Here is a 21,957-nt window from a genome sequence, read left to right as displayed (position 1 = left end):
ATTACAAATGGCTCAAAGACAATCGCATAGAACGAGAAGACTGTGCGCTGTTGAAAGAAGAACCATGGCAGATAACCAGCTGCTAATCCTGCAGTAATCAGGACAACTGCAAGATCAAAGGATTTATTGATGATAGAACGAACCCAAAATCCAAGAACTACTGCAACTGCAATTGTTCCTGCCCACCACAGGAAAGGCGTACCGAGCGCAAGTACTTCTTGCGAACAAGAATTCGCTCCACAACTTTTTGGAGTTTCATAGAAGAAACTTGTTGGGCGCCCCATGATTAACCATGACCAAGGATTTGCTTGGTATGGATGCTTTTCTACAAGATTTGTATGGAATTTCAACATCTCACGGTGGTAGAAAATAAATGATGTTATTGGATTCGATGAATGTGCACGATCCCATCCGCGGTCAGATGCAAACCAACCCCACCACGATGTGATGTAGATTGAGATTGGCAGAAATCCAAATGCGCCGATGCGTGACACAGTGGGGCGAACAAGATCGCTTCCAGTGTGGTGGTTGAACGCCCGATAGAGGGCTATGAGACCAAATACCAGGATGAAGTAGAGAGCGCTCCATTTTGTTGCTAGTGCCAATCCAAGGAAGGCTCCGCTCCACCAATACTTTCGAGAGATAAAGAAGTAGGAAGCAACGAGAATAAAGAAGGCAAGAAAGTTGTCGAGCAGAGCTGTGCGTGAATGGACAAGTGCTAAACCATCGACAGCCATTAAGCCTGCAGCAAGCGCAGTCAGCACTGGCGAATAAAAAAGTCGATGTGCTATGAGGGCGACAACAAGAATCATTACTGAGCCAAGAAGCGCTGTAGCAAAGCGCCACCCCAAGGGATTATCGCCAAATAGTTTTATTCCGGATGCAATTAACCACTTACCAACGGGTGGATGTACGACGAATTCGGGATCTGCACCAGTGACTTCAACTCCGTATTTGATTAAGTCACGAGCTCCATCGACGTAATAGATTTCATCGAAGATCATCGATTTGATTGATGCGAGATTGAAGATACGTAGAAAGAATGAGGCCAAAGCAATGAGCACAGGGGCGATAGCAACGACCATGAGTTAAGAATATGCGAAGATACTCATATGGCACTCACCCTCGCAGCGACGCCTCTCGGAAATCCACTCGATGCGAGCCCGCGACTTAAAGCAGCAATTGAAAACGCTGAAATTATCGCGGCAGAAGATTCGCGCCGTTTTCACCGTCTTGCCTCAGATATTCAAGCGACTTTTACAGCAAAGGTACTTTCATTCTTTGAAGGCAACGAGACCGATCGCACCCAAGAGCTGTTGATTGCACTTCGAGAAGGTAAGAATGTTGTTGTTGTATCCGATGCAGGAATGCCAACAATCAGTGACCCAGGATTTCGATTGATGCGCGATGCGATTGCAGAGAAGATTGAAGTTCACGTTATCCCTGGACCTAGCGCACCAACAATGGCAATTGCCCTCAGCGGTCTTCCAACAGATCGATTTACCTTTGAAGGTTTTGCGCCTCGCACTTCTGGTGCGCGCATTACTTTTTTTGAATCACTTCGTTTTGAAGAGCGCACCATGGTGGTCTTTGAAGCACCTCACCGGTTATTGGAATCTCTCTCCGATGCTGCATCGATTCTCGGTGGTGACAGATTAGGCGCAATCTGCCGCGAGATGACCAAGACCTATGAAGAGACAATTCGAGGCACGCTCGATCAGCTCGTTACGTGGGCGGAGAGTCACGAAGTTCTTGGAGAAATTACGCTCGTCTTTGCCGGTGTTGAGGTGGGCACTGAGGCAGCGACCAATTCCCAGATGGTGGCTCGAGTCCGCGAATTTGAAGCTGCCGGAATGGATCGCAAAGCAGCTATTGCAACGGTGGCTCAAGAGCTCGATCTACCCAAGAAGCTGGTCTATGCCGCGGTAGTTGAGGATAAGAAGACCAATTAGAATTCGCAGATGAAGTCTTTCTATCTGACGACTCCGATTTACTACGTCAACGATGCTCCTCACATCGGCCATGCCTACACAACAGTTGCCGGCGATGTCCTTACTCGTTGGCATCGTCAACGCGGCGAAGCTGTCTGGTTTCTGACTGGAACCGATGAGCACGGCCAGAAAGTCATGCGCACCGCTGAGGCAAATGGAGTAGCGCCACAAGCATGGGCAGATAAGTTGGTAGAAGAGGCATGGAAGCCCAACTGGCGCGCACTCAATATCGCAAACGATGACTTTATTCGCACGACCGAAGATCGCCACATGGATCGCGTGCAGAAGTTCTTAACATCGCTTAAAGATAAAGGCTTTATCTATCAGGGCGATTTCGAAGGACCATACTGCGTGGGTTGTGAAGAATTTAAGCTGCCGGGTGATTTACTGGAAGGAAATCTCTGTCCGATTCACAGCAAGCCAGTGGAAAACGTTAAAGAGACTAACTGGTTCTTTAAATTATCTGAATTCGCTCAACCACTTCTTGATCACTATCAGAAGAACCCAGAGGCATGTCAGCCTGAATCTGCACGCAATGAAGTTGTTGCATTCCTTGAAAGCGGCGTTCGCGATCTTTCGATTTCTCGTTCGACTTTCGATTGGGGAGTTCCTGTTCCGTGGGATACCGATCAAGTTGTCTACGTCTGGTTCGATGCGCTTCTCAACTATGCAACTGCAGTTGGTCTGACAGATGAACCATCGTCTGAAGGCGGGAAGAAGTTCGCACAGACTTGGCCAGCTGATGTGCATCTTGTTGGTAAAGACATCTTGCGATTCCACGCCGTTATCTGGCCCGCAATGTTGATGGCTGCAGGTCTTGAAGTCCCTAAGAAGGTCTTTGCACATGGATGGTTGCTCGTCGGCGGCGAGAAGATGTCTAAGTCAAAGCTCACCGGTATTGCGCCATCACAAATTACCGATCACTTTGGCGTTGATGCATTCCGCTATTACTTCCTCCGCGCCATTCCATTCGGTAGCGATGGCTCTTTCTCTTGGGAAGATATGAGCGCTCGATATACATCAGAGCTTGCAAATGACTTTGGAAACCTAGCCTCCCGACTTGCAGCGATGGTCGAAAAGTACTGTGCTGGAGTACTTCCAGCAGTTGCTGAAGATTCTGAACTTTCAGCATCCTTGAAGAAGACCGTTATAGATGCCGATAAAGCTATGGAGGCACTTGATTTCCAAGGCGGAATTAACGCAATCATGGATTTCTGCAAGCAGGTAAACGGCTTTGTCACTATTAAAGAGCCGTGGATTCTCGCTAAAGATCCTTCACACCAGAAGACATTGGAGGATGTTCTCTACAACACCGCCGAATCACTGCGCGCGCTAGCCATCTTGCTACACCCAGTTATGCCAGCAACGACAGAGATACTCTGGGAATCTCTCGGAGCGAAAGCAACTCTCGGTGAAATCGGTACACAGAAGATTGAGAACGTCGCCAAGTGGGGACAACTTCCACAGGGTGCTGTTGTCACAAAGACGCCAGTGTTATTCCCACGCCTTGAGGTGAAGGAATAAATTTTTATGGCTGATCGCCACAACCGCGATATCGATCGGGAGTTCGCACCCCTGCCAGAGCCGCTTCCGGTTCCAGTTGCAGATGCGCACGCACACCTTGAGATTGTCACTAATGACGCGCCTGATTCTGAATCAGTTCGACGCGTACTAGATGAAGCGCAATCAGTGGGCGTAGATCGAATAGTGCAGGTGGGATATTCAGCAGAACAATCACAGTGGTGTGCAGCTTTAGCAGATCTCTATCCAGGTCGCGTCTTAGCCGCAGTCGCTCTCCATCCAAATGAAGCACCGGTAGTTGAAGAGCTAGAGTCAGATTTAGCAATCATTGAAAAACTTGCACACATGCCCCGAGTACGCGCGATTGGCGAGACAGGTTTAGATTACTTCCGCACACCACCTGAACTTCGCGGCGTGCAACAGGAGTCATTTAAGTGGCATATTGAGCTGGCCAAGAAGACCAATAAAGCGCTTGTTATCCACGATCGTGATTCGCACGATGACGTTCTCTCTGTATTGGCTGAAGTTGGTGCCCCTGAAAAGACCGTCTTTCACTGCTTCTCGGGCGATGTTGAGATGGCAAAAATCTGTATTGATCGTGGCTACATCCTCTCTTTTGCTGGCACGATGACATTTAAGAATGCGCCAGCCCTTCGCGAAGCGGTGAAGCTTGTTCCTCACGACCAACTACTCGTTGAAACGGATTCGCCATTCCTAGCGCCGACTCCTCATCGCGGAATGCAGAACACCCCTGCGCAGATTCCAACGATTGTTCGAGCGATGGCTGCAGAGCGCGGCGAAGATTTGGCGCAACTCTGTGATGCTCTCTCTCAGAACACCGAGCGTGTCTTTGGATCTTTTGCATGAGCCTTCTCGGTGCAGCGGAGATTCGCGAACTAGCAGCAGCACTTGATCTTAAACCATCAAAATCTTTAGGGCAGAACTTTGTTCATGATGGAAATACCTGTTTGAAAATTGTTCGCACTGCTGGTGTGCAGCCTGATGATGTTGCACTTGAGATTGGACCAGGACTTGGATCACTAACCCTTGCAATGATGCAAGAAGCTAAAGCAGTTGTTGTTGTTGAAATTGATAAGCGCCTCGCCGAACAGTTACCTATCACCGCTGCAAAGCATGCAGATAACCCTGAGAAGCTCACTGTTATTAATAAGGATGCGTTGCAGATTGATTCTCTGCCAATTGATCCCACTGTTCTTATTGCAAATTTGCCTTACAACGTCTCCGTACCTGTTTTTCTTCATATGCTGGAGATATTTCCGACGCTCCGCACTGGCGTTGTCATGGTGCAGGCAGAAGTTGCCGATCGTCTTGCAGCTAGGCCATCAACAAAAGAGTACGGAGTCCCCAGCGTCAAGGCGGCATGGTGGGCTGATGTCACTGGCGCTGGCGTCGTATCGCGACAGATCTTTTGGCCGGTACCAAATGTTGAATCAAAGCTTGTTGCTTTTACTCGTCGCGCGACACCTGGCGATGAAGCTCTTCGCAAGCGCACTTTTGAAATTATTGACCTTGCCTTTGCGCAACGTCGCAAGATGTTGAGATCTGCGCTCTCTTCCCGCTATGGAGGTTCAGCACCGGCTGAAGAAGTTCTTCAGGCAGCCGGTATTGACGCGACCTTGCGTGGAGAGGCACTGGAAATCGGAAGCTTCGTCGCTATCGCCCGACACGAGTTAGCGGTAGGGTCATAACGTGCCTCTTAATTCAGTAACCGTGCGAGTACCAGCAAAGGTAAATTTGCAATTATCGGTTGGCCCACGTGAGGCAAATGGTTATCACAATCTCGTCTCAGTCTTTCAGGCAGTCTCTATCTTTGACGATGTCACTATTACAAAGTCACATGCAGGTAGTGGAGTGACAATCTCAATCACTGGCGAGCAGACATATGGCGTTCCAGAAGATGGCTCAAACCTAGCCGTAAAAGCTGCGCAGTTGATAGGCGAGAAGTTTGATCTCGACGCCGATGTGCATATCGAAGTCAAGAAGTCGATTCCGGTTGCAGGCGGAATGGCCGGCGGCTCTGCTGATGCTGCAGCAACTCTCGTTGCGATGGATGCCCTCTACAAATTAGATGCAACGCGAGAAGAATTATTAGAACTTGGTAGCCAGCTTGGAAGTGATGTTCCATTTATGATCGCAGGTGGAACAGCGGTCGGCACAGGCCGCGGAGATCAGCTCACAGCAGCACTTTCACGGGGCACGTATCACTGGGTCTTCGCGCTCTCTACCGTTGGACTCTCAACTCCCGCTGTCTATGCCGAGTGTGATCGCATGCGAGCAGAACTTGAAGTGGCAGACCCAAAGGTCAGTGATGCTCTGATGCAGGCACTGCTATCTGGCGACCCAGTTTTGGTAGGAAAATCCCTCTCTAACGATCTTCAAAATCCTGCTTGCTCCCTTCGACCTGCACTTTCACTTGTCCTTGAGGTAGGTCGTGACTACGGAGCGCTCGGTGCAATCGTTTCTGGATCTGGGCCGACTGTTGCATTTCTCGTTGCAGATGAAGAAGCTGGTCTTGATTTAGCAGTTGCTCTCACTGCAAGCGGTGTTGTTGGAAGCGTTGCACGCGCAACTGGCCCCGTGCATGGCGCACGTGTAATTTAGAATTTAATTTGTCTCGATATCGAAATTTGCAGCAAGTCTGCTCAATAAATCTGCAAGCGCTTCTTGTTCGTTTGTATTTAAGTCGGTTAAGAATGTGCGCTCGTTTTCAATCAAGTGGTCGAGGGCTGCATCAACTTTCTTCATTCCAAGTGCGGTCAAAGAAACCAAGGAACCTCGTCCATCGCTGGGATCCGGTTGACGTGTGATGAGTTTGAGCTCTTCCAGGCGATCTAAGCGATTTGTCATGGTGCCACTTGAGACCATGGTCTCTTGCATCAATTGACTTGGTGACAATGTGTGGGGCGCTCCTGCGCGACGCAGAGCAGCAAGCACATCAAAGCCCCACGTTTCTAGGTCGGCAAATGCATCTCTGCGAGCCAAATCGAGATGGCGCGAGATTCGCGTGATGCGACTCAGGATTGCTAAAGGGGAGAGATCAGCATCAGGACGTTCGCGCTTCCATGCGGCGATAAGTCTGTCGACCTCATCGCGGTTATTCTCCATGCGGGCAAGGCTATATGAATCAATCTTTAATGGCCCTCAGTTTGGAAAGTCAGGCGGTGATAAGGGAGAATACAGGTTCCGCCATTGTGTAGTGGCTAGCACATGGGCCTTTGAAGCCCAGGGTCCAGGATCGATACCTGGTGGCGGAGCAAAGCATTGCCCGCCAATCTAAGTGGCGGAGCCATTAATTGCTCTAAATCGGTAGACTGCCACTATGAGCCTGGAAACCGTAGTCATTCTTGCTGCGGGCGAAGGTACGCGAATGAAATCGCAGACACCCAAGGTCCTCCACAAAATCGCCGGTCGATCACTTCTTGGCCATGTTCTTGCAGCAGTTGAAACTCTCACCCCACAGCACGTTCGTGTTGTTGTGGGTTCAGGTCGCGAGAAAGTCGAACAACACATCGCTGCAATCGCACCGAAGGTCACCACAGTTTTCCAAGAACACCGCGGTGGTACCGGCCATGCGGCGCAGTTAGCGCTCGCTGACCTCAAGCCATCGGGCACGATCTTGATTTTGGCTGGCGATACTCCGATGTTGACCGGTGAATCCCTGGCACAGCTACTCGAAGGCCACCATGCAGGTGGGTTCACCGCCTCTGTTCTGACAGCAGAACATCCTGATCCCACTGGCTATGGCCGCATCATCCGTGGCGATGACGATTCTCTGGTGCGCATTGTTGAAGAGAAAGATGCCGACGAATTTGAAAAGGCAATCGAGGAAATCAACTCGGGCGTCTATGCATTTGATGCAGTAAAACTCGCCGGTGCTATCGGAAAGCTTCGCAATGACAATGCTCAAGGCGAGCTCTACCTCACCGATGTTATCGAGATCCTTCGCAACGAGGGTGGCAAGATTGCAGCGGTCTGCATTGAAGATTTCACGGAAACTCTAGGCGTGAATGACCGCGTCCAATTAGCGGAAGCTGCAGCTCTCTTGCGTGATCGCATCAATGAAAAGCTGATGCGTAGCGGCGTCACTATCGTCGATCCAACAACAACGTGGGTAGATGCAACTTCAACAATTTCGCAAGATGTGACTCTTCTTCCTGGTACTGCCATCAGTGGCGATTCAACTATCGGTGCTGGTGCAATCATCGGACCTCGCACAACTTTGGTGGATTGCACCGTTGCTAATGGCGCAGAGATTAAAGAGTCTTATGCGACCTCGGCTGTTATCGGCGAGAACGCATCAGTTGGTCCCTTTACTTTCCTACGAGCCGGAACAAACTTGGCGGCAAATACCCGCGCAGGTGCTTTCGTTGAGATGAAGAATGCAACCGTCGGCGAAGGTTCTAAAGTCCCACATCTTTCTTATGTCGGTGATGCCTCAATCGGTGAAGGTTCCAATATCGGAGCCGCAACTATTTTTGTTAATTACGATGGAGTAGAAAAGCATCACACCACTGTTGGTGATCATGTTCGTATTGGCAGTGACAGCATGCTTGTTGCTCCAATCACTATTGGAGATGGCGCATATACAGCCGCTGGATCTGTGATAACTGAAGATGTGCCTGCCGGCGCGATGGGCGTTGGCCGGGCTAAGCAGCGAAATGTTATAGGTTGGGTTCTGCGTAAGCGCCCAGGCACCAAGTCAGCTGAAGCAGCGGCTTCAGCTCCAAGTAACGACCAGGAAGGCTGATACTCGTGAGCGAAATCCGTTTATCGTCAGAGAAGAAACTCCGTCTATTTTCTGGCCGCGGATTTCCAGAGCTATCACAAGCAGTCGCTGAAGAACTCGGTATTCCACTTACTCCAACATCAGCCTACGACTTCGCAAATGGCGAAATTTTTGTTCGCTTTGAGGAATCAGTCCGAGGTTGCGATGCATTTGTCATTCAGTCACATGCAACACCAATCAATAAGCAGATCATGGAACAGCTCATCATGGTCGATGCCCTCAAGCGCGCATCAGCAAAGCGCATCACTGTGGTTACGCCTTTCTATGGTTACGCACGCCAAGATAAAAAGTCACGCGGTCGCGAGCCAATCACAGCTCGTTTGATGGCAGATCTCTTTAAGACAGCAGGCGCAGATCGTTTGATGGTTGTTGACCTTCACACATCACAGATTCAAGGATTCTTCGATGGCCCAGTCGATCACTTGTTTGCACTTCCAATGCTCGCTGATTACGTCGGCAGCAAAGTCGATCGCAATTCCTTGACAATCGTTTCCCCAGACTCAGGTCGTGTTCGTGTCGCAGAGCGCTGGTCAGAACTTCTTGGTGGATGCCCCATCGCCTTTATTCACAAGACTCGCGACCCACTTATTCCTAACGAAGCAGTTGTAGGCAAGGTTGTTGGCGAAGTCGAAGGCCGCACCTGCGTTGTTATTGATGACATGATTGATACAGCAGGCACTATTACAAAGGCAGTAGATGCACTCTTTGAAGCAGGTGCTCGCGATGTGATTGTTGCAGCAACCCATGCAGTCTTCTCGGGCCCAGCTGTTGAGCGTCTCAAGAATTCACGTGCAGTTGAAGTAGTTGTCACAGACTCACTTCCATTGTCTGATGACCAGAAGTTCGACAAGTTGACCGTTATCTCAATCGCTCCGCTTCTTGCACGTGCGATTCGTGAGGTCTTTGAAGATGGCTCAGTTACAAGCCTCTTCGACGGCCACAGCTAAGCGGTAAATCTTCGCGATTTGGTGGATTCACCCTCGCCCGCATAAACTTCAACCATTCTGGCGAGGGTTTCGATCGAAACCGTAATCGACGGCAAGGTTATTAACTCCTGTCAGAGTCACTACGACAGGAGTTTTTTCATGGCAGAAGTATCAATCAACGGCACATCACGTACCGAATTCGGTAAGGGTGCATCACGTCGCGCACGCCGCGATGGCCAGGTTCCAGCAGTGATCTATGGTCACGGTGCTGAACCTGTTCACATCACGCTTCCAGCTCGCGAGCTCGGTAATGCTCTCAAGGAGTCAAACGTTCTCCTTAACATTACTTTCGACGGCAAAACAGAGCTCACACTTCCAAAATCAGTTGTCAAGAACCCACTCAAGCAGAACCTCGAGCACATCGACCTCGTACTTGTACGTCGTGGCGAGAAGGTAACTGTGCAAGTGCCAGTTCACACTGAAGGAAAGCACGATCCAGATGGAATCCTTGAGCACGTTCACAACACAATCGAAGTAGAAGCTGAGGCAACTGCTATTCCTCAGTTCCTAGTTCTCAATATCGAGGGCATGAAGGCAGGAACATCGAAGACAGCTGCAGATGTCACACTCCCAGCTGGTGTCACACTCGTTCTTGATGCAACAGCAACAGTTGTTCACCTCTCAGAGCGTCGCGCAGCTGGTTCTAGCGATGAGGCAGCAGCTCCAGCAGCTGAGGCAGCAGCTCCAGCAGCTGAGTAAGTAAAAAGTAAAGAAGTCTGACACGTTATGACGTGGTTGGTAGTAGGTCTCGGCAATCCCGGCGATCAATATGCTGCCACCCGTCATAACGTGGGTCAGATGGTTATCGATGAATTAGCAAAACGCCACAACGTAAAATTTTCCACACATAAATCTCGCACCTCAATTGCAGCCTACAAGTTAGGTTTCGGGGTCGATGCGCACTCAGTAATTCTCGCTAAATCTCTCGGCTACATGAATGAGACCGGCGGACCTATCAAAGCGCTCGCACAGTTCTACTCTGTTGATGTTTCACAGATAATTGTTCTTCATGACGAGCTAGATATTGATTTCGCTGCGATTCGCACAAAGCAAGGCGGTGGCGATAATGGCCATAACGGTTTGAAATCAATGACATCTGCCTTTACTGCAAACTACTTTCGAATCCGTTTAGGTATCGGCCGCCCCATGGGACAACAAGATCCTGCAGATTTCGTCTTGAAACAATTTAGCCAGCCCGAGAAGAAAGAGTTGCCGCTCTTCTTAGATCGTGGAGCCGATGCAGTGGAGTTCCTGATTGAAAAGGGACTTGATTTAACACAGAGCAAGTTCAACTCTTAAAAAATACTGACTAGTCATCACCCCATATACATTTAAATCACCCATGTGCCTCAGGACCAGCACTCAATAGCTTCTATAGAGTTGAGATAAAGGGATATCACTATGTGTTAATAACTTTAAGAGGCTTACCCTAAAAATATAGTTCAGCAATTGTTGAAGCAGATCGGAGAGTTCGTGCATACCCCAACATTGATCTTTGTGGTGGTGGTGAGCCTATTCATCATCAGCCTCGTCATTTCTGCCAATCGCATCAATGTCATGGCAGAACTCGAAGAGACAGAAGGTTCTCAGCCATCAAATCCGGGGATTAATATTTGGGATTTATCAGCCGGTGTTACGGAGACCGGTGGCGACGCCGTTAATGGTGAGCAATAGCGCACGAACAAGAGTTGGTTCAGCGTGGTTGCCAGCAGTGCGAACCCGGTTGAGAAGGTTTACCTGTAATGAATGCAGCGGTGCAAGATACTGATCGCGAACTTCAAGGGTGCGTGCAAGCACTGGTTGATCTCCCAATAGAGCAGACTTTCCAGTCAACGTAAGAATTTCTTTAACGGTCAGATCAAACTCTTCTTCGATTGTTGTTAAGAAGTGTTGAAGCTCTGCAGGTACAAGCGTCTCGACATAACGACGAGCCGTCTTGAGATCAGTCTTTACAAGAGTCATCTCAACATTGCTTATAAAAGTTGAGAAGAAGTGCCACTCAGCGAGCATCTTCTTCAATACTTCTGTCTTACCAGCTTCACGAGCTGCTTTGAGACCACATCCGACACCAAACCAGCCCGGAACAATCTGACGTGATTGAGTCCAACCGAAAACCCATGGAATTGCACGCAATGAATCGAGTCCACTTGATGCATCAGGTCGACGGGATGGGCGAGAACCAAGGAAGAGATTTCCAAGTTGCTCCACAGGTGTCGATGCATAGAAGTATGCAGGCAGATCTGGGTGATCAATCAGAGTGCGGTAACGAGCGAAGGACTTATCTGAGACCAGATCCATGCACTCATTCCATTGCTGAAGATCTTCTGCGCTTTGACGTGGACCGCGATTGAGGACAGTCGCTTCTAGCGAGGCAGCAAGAGTAAGTTCAACATTTTCGCGAGCAAGTGCAGGCAGAGCGTATTTATCAGAGATAACTTCACCTTGTTCGGTCATCTTGATTTCGCCATCAACAGATCCCCATGGAAGAGCAACGAGAGCTTCATAGGTAGGTCCGCCACCGCGTCCTACTGAGCCACCGCGTCCGTGGAATAAGCGAAGCTTTACGCCGTGTTTCATTGCAACATCGCGAAGACGACGCTGCGCACGGTGAATCTCCCATTGGCTGGTTGCGATTCCCGCATCCTTGTTGGAATCTGAATATCCCAACATCACTTCTTGGATATCGCCACGAAGCGATACGAGCGAGCGATAGGTTGAGTTAGAGAGCAACTTCTCAAGGATGTCACCAGCTGCACGTAGCTCCGCAACAGTTTCAAGAAGTGGAGCAAATCCAACCTTTGCGACCTTCTTATCGAGATCTACTAAACCGGCGTACTTTCCGAGAAGAGCTGCAGCAATCAAATCATCAGCACCCTTTGTCATTGAGACTATGTATGTCTCGATGACTTCTGGCCCAAAACGTTCGATTAAATCCGAGATTGCAACGAAGGTATTGAGAGTTTTTGCTGCACCGGCATCCAGTGATGATGCGTTGTGCTTGATGCCATTTGCAAGTTCGCCGGTGAGGATTTCAAACTTTTCATCATGCGACTTCGCAAGATACGCATCGCCACCAAAGAAGTTCTTCAATACATTGTGGTGCGCATCTGAATGCTCGCGGACATCGAGGGTCGCGTGAGTAAGACCAAAGGCCGCAACTGTTCGGATTGTGCGCTCAAGTAAGCCGGTAGCAATCAATTCGCCGCGGTGCTGGAAAAGTGAATCGCGCATCAAAGTCAGGTCGGCGAGAAGTTCTGCAGTGTTTTTGTAATCACGACCTGGTACATGTGGGCCGCCTACAGCGTGACGGTTACGAGTAAATGCCAAGCGGTGCACGATTGCTGTTGCCTTTAAGCGGTATGGCTCTTGGACATTCAGGCGCAAGAAGCGTGGTTCGAATTCAGGAATGTGCTTGAGGTCTTCCTCAACAGAGGCGCTGAGTTCAGGAGTCGCACCTGCAATACGAGTTGAAACCGAAAGCATCTGGCGAAGACGATCCATCGCAGCAATTGTCGTACGGATTGCGTGACCTACCTGCAGAACAACGGCATCTTCGGTGACCTGCGGTGTGATATTCGGATTTCCATCACGGTCGCCACCGATCCATGTTCCAAAAGTCAGAGGTCGAGCGGTGACAGGGACTTCGATATCAAGGCGCTTGAGTTCGCGAGCAAAGTCATTCAGAACCTCTGGCACTGTCTGTTTTGCAAGGTCATCGAGGTAGTAGAGAGCATTCATCGCCTCATCAAGTGGCTCTGGACGATCAAGACGCAATTCGTCTGTCTGCCACAAAAGATCAACCGTCTCTGCAAGGCGTTCATTTTGTGAGGTGCTCTTTGGAAGATCAAGCAGCGTTGATATTTCAGCAAGTTTTCCAAGTATCGAACGTCGAGCAGCTTCGGTTGGGTGAGCTGTAAATACTGGTCGGACCTGAAGTTCGGAAACCCACTTCACAACATCTTCGTGTGTGAATTCGTGACCTGCAGCCGGATTGTTCTGGGCTTCAATAATTTTGTCGACTGCCTGAGAAAGCCACGACTTTCCATCACGACGAGCCTCAGCTAAAACGCGTGAGCGGTGAACCTGCTCTGCAACGTTAGCTAAGTGAAAGTACGTACTAAATGCACGAACGAGATCGACGGCTTGATCGTCAGTGATATTTTCTAGAACAGCATCCTCGCCATTGTCGCGCACTGCCTTGCGAACTTTTTCTACGAGCTCTAATAACTCGGCTCCCTCTTGGCGAACAAGTGACTGTCCAAGTAAGTCGCCGAGGCGGCGTACATCGCTGCGCAACAGAGCGTCGTCTGTTGCGACAATTGAAGAAGAAACTTGGCCTTGGCTCACGGCGTAATTCTCGCACTCCATAGGACTACCGTGAGACGTTCTATCTCAATATTTGAAAACCACGACCGCGCCAGTAGTATGGGCGATATCACGCCCCCCTTCTTTCAGAAGTGGGGCATAGGCGCGTTGCATGAGAGATTTCAAGGAGGTCGCCAGATGCATGGATTACTCGCAGAGCTATCGAGCCATAGCGATCTCATCGATGGGCTCAAAGACCATAAGCGCATCATCGCTGCCGGGGCTAGCAATCCCTTTCTGATTGCCCTTCGCGCATCAGAACAACCCATCCTCGTTGTCACCAGTTCCAGCCGTGGCGCAGAAGATCTTGCTGAAGATCTGCGCAATCTCCACCCTGATGTCTATGAATTTCCAGCATGGGAGACGCTGCCTCATGAGCGCCTAAGCCCACGAAGTGACACAGTCGCAAAGAGAATCCAAACTCTCGCAGCGTTGCAATCATCACCACAAGATTCCAACCCCATTGTTGTTGCACCAATCCGCGCTGTGATTCACCGTTTTATTGCATCTCTGGCAAAAGAACCACTGATGACTATCGAGCTGGGGCAAGAAGTTTCACTGACTAACCTCATTCGCCATTTCTCAGATCTTTCCTACACTCGCACAGACCTTGTTGAGAAGCGTGGCGAATTCGCAGTTCGCGGCGGCATCGTCGATGTATTTCTACCGCTCTCAGATTACCCAGTGCGAATCGATTTCTTCGGTGATGAAATTGAAGAGCTCGCTTACTTTGATATCTCCGACCAGCGAACTACAAAACCAGTGACAGGAAAGCTTTCAATCATCCCTTGTCGTGAGCTCTTGATTACAGATGCAATTAAGAAACGCGCTGAGTCAATTAAACATAGATTCCCGGCGGCGATTGAGGTATTCGAGAAGATTGCACAAGGAATCAGTGTCGATGGCATGGAGTCACTGATTCCATTCTTAGTAGATGATCAGGTAACTATCCTTAATCGCATCAGCCCGCGAAGTGCGGTAATTTTCATTGAAGAGGAAAGAACAAAATCACGTACCGCAGATTTGATTGAAACCAATGAAGAATTCCTCCAAGCATCCTGGTCGAACGCATCGTTAGGCGGTAGCGCTCCGATGCCAGTGGATAAAGTCACTTATTTTGATTGGGATTCACTACTGGCCGAGATTGAAAGTCATCACTTCACCCACTTCGCACTGAATAGTTTCGGCACTGATCTAGATTCCGATGCGCACTTCACTGATTTTGTAGCAATTGAACCCATGCGGGGCAACGTTGATCGGTTAATTCAATTGTTGAGTGATGGTCTGAATCAGCACCAGACAGTTCTCTTTGCCGCTACCGGCCATGGAATGGCTGAGCGATACGCCGGCGTATTCCGTGATGCCGACCTACCTGTGCAATTAAGCGCTTCGTTAGCCGCTCGTCCCACACGTGGTGCAATCCACGTCTTCCAATCAACTTTGGCACATGGATTCGCCAGCGAAGATTGCGATCTACTTTTCATTACAGAGCGGGATTTGTCTGGCAGCAAAGTCACATCTAAAGATGGCGCCCGCATGCCGACCAAGCGCAAGCAAGCAATTGATCCGCTGGAACTCAAAATAGGTGACTTTGTCGTACACGAACAACACGGAATCGGTCGCTACCTTGAACTAGTACAACGCACCGTCGGTGGAGTGACTCGTGAATACCTGGTCATTGAATACGCGCCAGCAAAGCGCGGCCAACCGGGCGACCGCATCTTTGTCCCTACAGATACTTTGGAACAAGTCAGTAAGTACGTAGGAGGCGAAGCGCCTGCCGTCCACCGTATTGGTAGCGGTGAATGGCAGAAGGCAAAGGGTCGTGCACGTAAAGCTGTCCGCCAAATTGCAGGTGAGTTGATTCGACTCTATGCAGCTCGCACAAGTGCACCGGGCTTTGCATTCTCACCGGATACTCCATGGCAGCGTGAGCTTGAAGACGCATTCTCTTACATTGAAACTCCCGATCAACTTTCGACAATTGAAGATGTCAAGCGAGATATGGAACGCCCTTATCCAATGGACCGCATCATCTGCGGCGATGTTGGTTATGGAAAGACAGAGATTGCAATCCGCGCTGCATTCAAAGCAGTGCAAGATGGAAAGCAGGTTGCAGTTTTAGTTCCAACAACTCTCTTGGTGCAACAACATTCAAAGAGTTTTGCAGAGCGCTATTCAGGATTTCCGCTCAAGGTGGCCGGCATCTCTCGCTTCAATACAGCTAAGGAGGCCAAGGAGATTCTTAAAGACCTTGAAGCGGGAACCCTCGATGTCATCGTAGGTACTCACAGACTCCTGTCGCAGGATGTTGTTTTTAAGGACCTTGGTCTAGTTATCGTGGATGAGGAACAGCGTTTTGGTGTCGAACAGAAAGAGTCACTGAAGAAGATGCGTACGACTGTCGATGTCTTAGCGATGTCTGCAACGCCTATTCCACGCACACTTGAGATGGCAGTAACAGGTATTCGAGAGATGTCGACAATTACGACGCCGCCTGAAGAGCGCCATCCAATTTTGACCTATGTGGGTCCATCCGATGAAGCGCAGATTAAGGCGGCAATTCATCGCGAACTTCTGCGTGATGGTCAGATTTTCTATCTCCATAATCGAGTGGATTCCATTGATCGCTGCGCTTCACACATTCAAGAGATGATTCCTGAAGCGCGCGTGCGCGTTGCGCATGGTCAGATGAGTGAGAGCCAGCTGGAAGATGTCATTCTCGGTTTCTGGAACCGCGATTTTGATGTTCTTGTGTGTACGACAATTGTCGAGAGTGGGTTGGACATACCGAACGCTAATACTTTGATTGTCGAGCATGCAGAAAACTTTGGCCTTTCACAATTGCACCAGTTGCGTGGGCGAGTAGGCCGTGGTCGTGAACGCGGCTATGCGTACTTCTTGTATCCAGCCGATAAGCCACTCAGCGAAGTTTCACTTGATCGCTTGAAGACAATCGCAACAAATACTGATTTGGGATCTGGAATGCGAGTAGCGCTCAAAGACTTAGAAATTCGCGGTGCCGGAAACTTATTGGGTGGCGAGCAATCTGGACACATTGCAGATGTGGGTTTCGATCTTTACATGCGCATGGTGGGCGAAGCGGTACAAGATTACAAATCCGGAATTGTCGAGAGCGAAGAGATCAATCACGAGTGCAAAGTTGAACTTCCTATTAATGCTCACCTATCCGAGCAATATGTTCCGGGCGAAAGATTGCGCCTTGACCTCTACCGACGTCTTGCAGATGTTCGAAACAGTCAAGACGTTCAATCGATTCGCGAAGAGATGGTGGATCGATTTGGCGAGCTGCCGGAAGAAGCCAACCTCTTGCTCGAGGTTGCAGAACTTCGTGCATTTGCGAAGTCTCATGGCGTGCGCGAAGTCGTTCTTGCCGGGAAGTACGTGAGAATTTCACCACTGACTTTGCCTGAGTCGAAACAGCTCAAACTCAATCGCCTCTTCCCTCAATCCCTCTATAAAACTCAGACTTCAACTGTGATGGTGACCATTCCGCGCACGGCCGCATGGACGCCGCCCGCACAAAGCGCGCCAAATATGGGGGATACTTCTCTCCTAGCGTTTGCCCGTCAGGCGCTGACCGAACTAACCAGCGCATAAGCGCTGCACGACGATATTGGAGCTTGGTGTGAAGAAGATTCTTGGCCTTATTGCAGTTATCTCTCTTGCAACTTTGACCGCATGCGGTCAGGCAAATAGCGCTGCAACCTTGGGTGACATCACAATCTCACAAGCAAAGCTTCAGACAACTGTTGACTCTCTTCTCAAAGAGCGTGAAGGACAAGATGTTTCACAGATGCAGCTCGAAAATGGTGCAGCTCTCAATCGTAGCCAGCTTCGCTTCCTGATTATTGCAACAATCTTTGATGAGATTGCAAAGGAACTTAAGCTTGAAGTCACCAAGACTGAAATCGCCACAACTTCTCAGAAGATGATTTCAGAGAGCGGTGGAGAGTCAGCATTTGCGGGCAACCTTGTTGCTGCGCAGATAGCATCTTCAAACTTTGAAACCTACGTTCGCGCAATCATCATCTCTGACAAGATCTCTGCTGCACTTGCTCAATCAGGTGTAGCTCAAGCAGATGTCAGTGCCAAGCTTTCACAACTTGTTACAGCTAAGACAAAAGAACTCAAAATCAAGATCAATCCACGTTACGGAACTTGGGATGATGCAGTAGGTGACATTGTTGCCACTGATTCTGCGGGCGATGCAGTTAAGTCAAACGCAACAAATTAAGTTCTAATGTCAGATCGCGTATTTGGTTCTGAACTTCTACGTCTTGTAGAAGTTATGGATCGGTTGCGCTCACCTGGCGGTTGTGAATGGGATGCCGAACAAACTCACGATTCGTTAATAAAGTATCTCCTCGAAGAATCATATGAATTCATCGATGCAATCGAGACTGAAGATCGTGTTGGAATGCGAGAAGAACTCGGCGACGTCTTATTGCAGGTCTACTTCCATTCGCGAATCGCACAGGATCATCCAACCGATCCATTCACCATCGATGATGTTGCAGGCGCTATTGCAGATAAGTTGATTGGTCGCCACCCACATGTATTTGCTGGTCTTGAGGTAAGTGGTACGGAAGAGATTATTGAAAATTGGGAGGCAATCAAGGCAAAAGAGAAAGGGCGCACATCGGCAATTGATGGAGTCGCAATGTCTCAGCCGGCGCTTCCTCTCGTTTCCAAGTTAATTTACCGCGCAGATAAATATGGAACGCCACTTGAGATTGAACCCTTCGAGGACTCAATTCCGGCGACAGAGGAGTCGGTCGGCAAGGCTCTCGCCTCAGTAATCGCATGGGCCTATCAGCATGAAATTGACCCTGAATTGGCGCTCCGTGCGCAGGCACGGGCGATGATTGAGCAGCTTTCGCGCTCCAATCAGAGCTGAATAGTCACGGTAAGATTGCCCCAGGACGCTCAATGGTGAGCGCTGATATCTCAAGTTTTTCAACACACATCGCAAACCTCGAAGGAGCACCCTCTAGTGGCAATTATCGAAGCAATCGGCGCCCGTGAAATTCTCGATTCTCGTGGAAATCCAACAGTAGAAGTAGAAGTTCAACTCGAAGATGGCACTCAGGCTCGTGCTGCTGTTCCAAGCGGAGCATCAACTGGTGCATTCGAAGCTTCAGAGCTTCGCGACGGCGATAAGAAGCGCTACCTCGGTAAGGGTGTTCTCAAGGCAGTTGCATACGTCAACGATGAGATCGCACCAGCAATCGAAGGTTACGACTCACAGGATCAGCGCCTCATCGACTCAGAGATGATCGCACTTGATGGCACTCCTAATAAGTCACGCCTCGGTTCAAATGCAATTCTCGGTGTTTCACTTGCAGTTGCAAAGGCGTCAGCAGAGTCATCGGATCTCTCATTGTTCCGCTATGTAGGTGGGCCAAACGCACACGTACTTCCAGTTCCAATGATGAACATCCTGAACGGTGGGGCACATGCTGATACAAACGTTGATGTTCAAGAGTTCATGATTGCTCCAATCGGTGCACCAACTTTCCGCGAATCACTTCAGTGGGGCGCAGAGATTTACCATGCACTGAAGGCGGTACTGAAGAAGCGCGGACTCGCTACATCTGTTGGCGACGAGGGTGGATTTGCTCCAAACCTTGATTCAAACCGTGCAGCGCTCGATCTCATCATCGAGGCAATCTCAGCAGCGGGCTTCAAGCCAGGTTCCGATATCGCACTTGCGATGGACGTTGCAGCTACAGAGTTCCACGATGCAGGTAAGTACAAGTTCGAAGGTAAGACTCTTTCATCTGATGAAATGATTGCTTACTACGCTGACTTGGTAGCGTCATACCCAATCGTTTCAATTGAAGATCCACTTAATGAAGAAGACTGGGATGGCTGGAAGTCAATGACAGCTTCACTCGGTTCAAAGATTCAGATTGTTGGAGACGACTTGTTCGTAACAAACCCAACACGTCTTGCAAAGGGAATCGACACAGACACAGCTAACGCTCTTCTCGTGAAGGTAAACCAGATTGGTACTTTGACCGAGACTCTCGATGCAGTAGATCTTGCACACCGCGCTAACTACCGCAGCATGATGTCTCACCGTTCAGGTGAAACAGAAGACACCACAATTGCTGATCTCGCAGTTGCAACAAACTGTGGTCAGATCAAGACTGGTGCTCCATCACGTACAGAGCGCGTAGCTAAGTACAACCAGCTTCTTCGCATTGAAGAGGAACTCTCTGACGGCGCTGTGTACGCAGGCCGCCAGGCATTCCCACGCTTCAAGGCATAAAGAGTTAAAGGCTAGGCAATGGTCCGTCGATCCTCTGGTGCGCGAAAGAAGAGTTACCGTTCACGTAACTTAAATTTCAATCGCAACCAGGGATCTGGTCGGACCTTTGCTATTGCCGCAATCTTCTTTGCTCTCGCACTTTTCCTTGCGCCACCTATTAAGAATTACTTCACACAGCGCGCACAGATCAGTGCTTTAGAGGCACAGCTCTCCAGCGATTATGCAGCTCTTGCAGAAGCTCGCAAGGAATTAACGCTGTGGCAAGATCCGAATTACATTAAATCTCAAGCTCGTGAACGGCTTCACTTTGTGATGCCGGGCGAGCGTCAGTACATCATCACAGGTGGTGACGATTCTCAAGATCCAAATAACAATGGCATCAGCGTTGTTGAAAACCTCCCAGAAGGTCAACCTTGGTACACAAGAATGATCGCATCCGTAACAGAATCAGGTAAACAGTGACCGACAGCAGGGTCCCAACACAAGAAGATCTCGATGTCATCGAGCGCCAGCTCGGTCGAACTCCTCGCGATGTCCATGCAATTTCTTACCGTTGCCCATGCGGCAAAGCTGCTGTTGTTGAAACGCCACCACGTTTAAGTAATGGTGAGCCTTTCCCAACTTTTTATTATGCAACATGCCCACGCCTTACAGCGGCTATATCTACCCTGGAAACAACAGGATTGATGGGTGAGATGAATGAACGGTTAAAGACTGATGCAGTACTTGCCGGCGAATATGCAGCAGCACATGATGATTACATCGCATCCCGCAGCGCACTGGGAATCGATGTTCCAGAGGTGGAGAACATTTCGGCTGGTGGAATGCCCGATCGAGTGAAGTGCCTACATTCCCTTGTTGCGCACTCACTTTCAGCTGGCAAAGGAGTCAATCCACTGGGAGACGAAGCTCTCGAGAGATTGCCCGAGTGGTGGAAGTTTCTTCCATGCGAGTAGCGGCTATTGATTGTGGCACCAATTCAATCCGGCTTTTAATTGCTGACATCGATGGCAATAATTTCCGAGAAATCACTCGCCAGATGGAGGTCGTCCGTCTCGGCCAAGGCGTTGATAAGACCGGTGCATTTCATCCCGATGCGATTGCTCGCACACTTGCAGCAGTAGAACTCTACGCCGCTGAGATCGCAAAGCGCGGCGTTGAAAAGATTCGCTTCTGTGCAACAAGCGCTACACGAGATGCTACAAATCGTGCACTCTTTATCGACGGTGTTAAAGAGCGCTTAGGTATCGAACCAGAAGTAATCGCTGGTGAAGTTGAAGCAGCACTTTCTTTCGCGGGAGCAACTAAAGATTTCGATAAATCTCAAGGTCCATTCCTCGTAATTGATATCGGAGGTGGATCGACAGAGTTCGTCTTCGGTACAGATTCTGTTGAGGCTGCACGCAGCATGAACATTGGTTGTGTTCGTATGACCGAGCGCCATTTCACAGGAGACCAGCCAGATCCAGGGCAGATTGCGTCTGCCATCGAAGACATTGATGAAAACATCCGCCAAGCTGCAAAGACAGTGCCCATTACTGAGGCGAAGACAGTCATCATGGTTGCCGGTACCGCAACAACTATTGCAGCGGCAGCTCTAGATTTGCCAGCTTACGATCGCTACGCAATTCATCTTTCTCGCATTAGCGCTGAGCGCACACATCAGATCTCTACAGAGCTTCTCCGTGAATCCCGCGAAGAACGGGCGGCACACGGGTATATGCACCCAGGTCGCGTTGATGTGATTGGTGCGGGCTCTCTCGTTCTCGATCGCATCATGCTCGCAACTGGGGCAACCGAGTTTGTCGCTTCTGAATCAGACATTCTGGATGGAATGGCTTGGTCGCTTGTATAAGAAGTTAGAACTTCTTGATAAGGCGATTGTGAAATGTCGCCAATGCCCGCGCTTGGTTGAATGGCGTGAAGAAGTCGCGGTTACAAAGCGGAAGTCATATGAAAATGAGAAGTATTGGGGAAAGCCTGTTCCTG

General features: G+C 49.5%; 20 protein-coding genes and 1 tRNA gene. 18 read left to right on the top strand and 3 right to left on the bottom strand.

Annotation, left to right across the window (positions count from 1 at the left end; all coding sequences use genetic code 11):
* A partial coding sequence (locus ACKOVI_RS02955; RefSeq protein ID WP_509602535.1) for a dolichyl-phosphate-mannose--protein mannosyltransferase occupies window positions 1-1,085 on the bottom strand: 1,085 nt, incomplete at its 3' end.
* A gap of 27 nt (window positions 1,086-1,112) precedes the next feature.
* Between ACKOVI_RS02955 and rsmI the strand changes: the two genes are divergently transcribed.
* Genes rsmI through ACKOVI_RS02930 form a run of 5 tightly spaced genes read left to right on the top strand, consistent with a single transcriptional unit; the run spans window position 1,113 to window position 6,134 of the window.
* Window positions 1,113-1,952: a 16S rRNA (cytidine(1402)-2'-O)-methyltransferase gene (gene rsmI, locus ACKOVI_RS02950; RefSeq protein WP_509602534.1), complete on the top strand. Its 840-nt coding sequence runs from the start codon at window positions 1,113-1,115 to the stop codon at window positions 1,950-1,952.
* Between the two features lie 9 nt (window positions 1,953-1,961).
* Window positions 1,962-3,515 carry a methionine--tRNA ligase gene (metG, locus tag ACKOVI_RS02945; protein WP_509602533.1) on the top strand — a complete coding sequence of 518 codons (1,554 nt, stop codon included), beginning with the start codon at window positions 1,962-1,964 and terminating at the stop codon, window positions 3,513-3,515.
* A 6-nt stretch (window positions 3,516-3,521) separates the two neighbouring features.
* Window positions 3,522-4,379, top strand: a complete 858-nt coding sequence (locus ACKOVI_RS02940) for a TatD family hydrolase (protein WP_509602532.1) — start codon at window positions 3,522-3,524, stop codon at window positions 4,377-4,379.
* Window positions 4,376-5,221, top strand: coding sequence for a 16S rRNA (adenine(1518)-N(6)/adenine(1519)-N(6))-dimethyltransferase RsmA (gene rsmA / locus ACKOVI_RS02935; RefSeq protein ID WP_509602531.1), 846 nt, complete (start codon window positions 4,376-4,378; stop codon window positions 5,219-5,221). Before ACKOVI_RS02940 ends, rsmA begins: the two co-directional genes overlap by 4 nt.
* Window position 5,222: 1 nt before the next feature.
* A complete protein-coding gene (locus tag ACKOVI_RS02930) occupies window positions 5,223-6,134 on the top strand; it encodes a 4-(cytidine 5'-diphospho)-2-C-methyl-D-erythritol kinase (protein ID WP_509602530.1) in 912 nt (303 codons plus the stop codon).
* A 3-nt stretch (window positions 6,135-6,137) separates the two neighbouring features.
* Here the strand turns inward: ACKOVI_RS02930 and ACKOVI_RS02925 are convergent, their stop codons facing one another.
* Window positions 6,138-6,638 (bottom strand): MarR family winged helix-turn-helix transcriptional regulator, encoded by a 501-nt coding sequence (locus tag ACKOVI_RS02925; protein WP_509602528.1) that lies wholly within the window; start codon window positions 6,636-6,638, stop codon window positions 6,138-6,140.
* Window positions 6,639-6,715: 77 nt separating this feature from the next.
* Between ACKOVI_RS02925 and ACKOVI_RS02920 the strand changes: the two genes are divergently transcribed.
* The 6 genes from ACKOVI_RS02920 (at window position 6,716) to ACKOVI_RS02895 (ending at window position 10,979) form a co-directional block, all read left to right on the top strand.
* Window positions 6,716-6,787: transfer RNA gene (locus ACKOVI_RS02920), tRNA-Gln, on the top strand.
* Between the two features lie 65 nt (window positions 6,788-6,852).
* Window positions 6,853-8,280: a bifunctional UDP-N-acetylglucosamine diphosphorylase/glucosamine-1-phosphate N-acetyltransferase GlmU gene (gene glmU / locus ACKOVI_RS02915; RefSeq protein ID WP_509602527.1), complete on the top strand. Its 1,428-nt coding sequence runs from the start codon at window positions 6,853-6,855 to the stop codon at window positions 8,278-8,280.
* A gap of 5 nt (window positions 8,281-8,285) precedes the next feature.
* The gene (locus tag ACKOVI_RS02910; RefSeq protein ID WP_509602526.1) at window positions 8,286-9,266 is read left to right on the top strand and encodes a ribose-phosphate diphosphokinase; all 981 of its coding nucleotides are present in this window, start codon (window positions 8,286-8,288) and stop codon (window positions 9,264-9,266) included.
* A 138-nt stretch (window positions 9,267-9,404) separates the two neighbouring features.
* Window positions 9,405-10,004: a 50S ribosomal protein L25/general stress protein Ctc gene (locus ACKOVI_RS02905; protein WP_509602525.1), complete on the top strand. Its 600-nt coding sequence runs from the start codon at window positions 9,405-9,407 to the stop codon at window positions 10,002-10,004.
* A 27-nt stretch (window positions 10,005-10,031) separates the two neighbouring features.
* Entirely contained in the window at window positions 10,032-10,604 is a 573-nt protein-coding gene (pth, locus tag ACKOVI_RS02900; protein WP_509602523.1) for an aminoacyl-tRNA hydrolase, read from the top strand.
* 150 nt (window positions 10,605-10,754) lie between these two features.
* Window positions 10,755-10,979: a hypothetical protein gene (locus ACKOVI_RS02895; protein ID WP_509602522.1), complete on the top strand. Its 225-nt coding sequence runs from the start codon at window positions 10,755-10,757 to the stop codon at window positions 10,977-10,979.
* Here ACKOVI_RS02895 and ppc read toward each other — a convergent pair.
* Complete coding sequence (gene ppc, locus ACKOVI_RS02890; RefSeq protein WP_509602521.1) at window positions 10,929-13,673, bottom strand: phosphoenolpyruvate carboxylase; 2,745 nt, start codon at window positions 13,671-13,673, stop codon at window positions 10,929-10,931. The genes ACKOVI_RS02895 and ppc overlap by 51 nt on opposite strands.
* Before the next feature lie 135 nt (window positions 13,674-13,808).
* Here ppc and mfd point away from each other — a divergent pair, with 135 nt between their 5' ends.
* From mfd to ACKOVI_RS02855, 7 genes are all read left to right on the top strand, one after another.
* Window positions 13,809-17,291: a transcription-repair coupling factor gene (gene mfd / locus ACKOVI_RS02885; protein ID WP_509602520.1), complete on the top strand. Its 3,483-nt coding sequence runs from the start codon at window positions 13,809-13,811 to the stop codon at window positions 17,289-17,291.
* A gap of 28 nt (window positions 17,292-17,319) precedes the next feature.
* Entirely contained in the window at window positions 17,320-17,928 is a 609-nt protein-coding gene (locus ACKOVI_RS02880) for a SurA N-terminal domain-containing protein (protein WP_509602519.1), read from the top strand.
* A gap of 6 nt (window positions 17,929-17,934) precedes the next feature.
* On the top strand, window positions 17,935-18,591 hold the full coding sequence (locus ACKOVI_RS02875) for a nucleoside triphosphate pyrophosphohydrolase (protein WP_509602518.1): 657 nt from the start codon (window positions 17,935-17,937) through the stop codon (window positions 18,589-18,591).
* 96 nt (window positions 18,592-18,687) lie between these two features.
* Window positions 18,688-19,968 carry a phosphopyruvate hydratase gene (gene eno, locus ACKOVI_RS02870; RefSeq protein WP_509602517.1) on the top strand — a complete coding sequence of 427 codons (1,281 nt, stop codon included), beginning with the start codon at window positions 18,688-18,690 and terminating at the stop codon, window positions 19,966-19,968.
* Window positions 19,969-19,986: 18 nt separating this feature from the next.
* Window positions 19,987-20,430 carry an FtsB family cell division protein gene (locus ACKOVI_RS02865; protein ID WP_509602516.1) on the top strand — a complete coding sequence of 148 codons (444 nt, stop codon included), beginning with the start codon at window positions 19,987-19,989 and terminating at the stop codon, window positions 20,428-20,430.
* Entirely contained in the window at window positions 20,427-20,924 is a 498-nt protein-coding gene (locus tag ACKOVI_RS02860) for a DUF501 domain-containing protein (protein WP_509602515.1), read from the top strand. The genes ACKOVI_RS02865 and ACKOVI_RS02860 overlap by 4 nt, the downstream gene beginning before the upstream one ends.
* Window positions 20,915-21,823, top strand: coding sequence for a Ppx/GppA phosphatase family protein (locus ACKOVI_RS02855; RefSeq protein WP_509602514.1), 909 nt, complete (start codon window positions 20,915-20,917; stop codon window positions 21,821-21,823). Before ACKOVI_RS02860 ends, ACKOVI_RS02855 begins: the two co-directional genes overlap by 10 nt.
* Window positions 21,824-21,957: the final 134 nt, after the last annotated feature.

The organism is Candidatus Planktophila sp. (assembly GCF_046070465.1).
Classification (GTDB): domain Bacteria; phylum Actinomycetota; class Actinomycetes; order Nanopelagicales; family Nanopelagicaceae; genus Planktophila.
The sequence above is the reverse complement of the archived record's forward strand: the minus strand, read 5'-3'. Positions and strand labels throughout refer to the sequence as shown.

Coding starts and splice junctions, on each gene's coding strand:
- rsmI (WP_509602534.1), top strand. CDS start 1,113: ATGGCACTCACCCTCGCAGCGACGCCTCTCGGAAATCCACTCGATGCG.
- metG (WP_509602533.1), top strand. CDS start 1,962: ATGAAGTCTTTCTATCTGACGACTCCGATTTACTACGTCAACGATGCT.
- ACKOVI_RS02940 (WP_509602532.1), top strand. CDS start 3,522: ATGGCTGATCGCCACAACCGCGATATCGATCGGGAGTTCGCACCCCTG.
- rsmA (WP_509602531.1), top strand. CDS start 4,376: ATGAGCCTTCTCGGTGCAGCGGAGATTCGCGAACTAGCAGCAGCACTT.
- ACKOVI_RS02925 (WP_509602528.1), bottom strand. CDS start 6,638: ATGGAGAATAACCGCGATGAGGTCGACAGACTTATCGCCGCATGGAAG.
- glmU (WP_509602527.1), top strand. CDS start 6,853: ATGAGCCTGGAAACCGTAGTCATTCTTGCTGCGGGCGAAGGTACGCGA.
- ACKOVI_RS02905 (WP_509602525.1), top strand. CDS start 9,405: ATGGCAGAAGTATCAATCAACGGCACATCACGTACCGAATTCGGTAAG.
- pth (WP_509602523.1), top strand. CDS start 10,032: ATGACGTGGTTGGTAGTAGGTCTCGGCAATCCCGGCGATCAATATGCT.
- ppc (WP_509602521.1), bottom strand. CDS start 13,673: ATGGAGTGCGAGAATTACGCCGTGAGCCAAGGCCAAGTTTCTTCTTCA.
- mfd (WP_509602520.1), top strand. CDS start 13,809: ATGCATGGATTACTCGCAGAGCTATCGAGCCATAGCGATCTCATCGAT.
- ACKOVI_RS02875 (WP_509602518.1), top strand. CDS start 17,935: ATGTCAGATCGCGTATTTGGTTCTGAACTTCTACGTCTTGTAGAAGTT.
- ACKOVI_RS02865 (WP_509602516.1), top strand. CDS start 19,987: ATGGTCCGTCGATCCTCTGGTGCGCGAAAGAAGAGTTACCGTTCACGT.
- ACKOVI_RS02855 (WP_509602514.1), top strand. CDS start 20,915: ATGCGAGTAGCGGCTATTGATTGTGGCACCAATTCAATCCGGCTTTTA.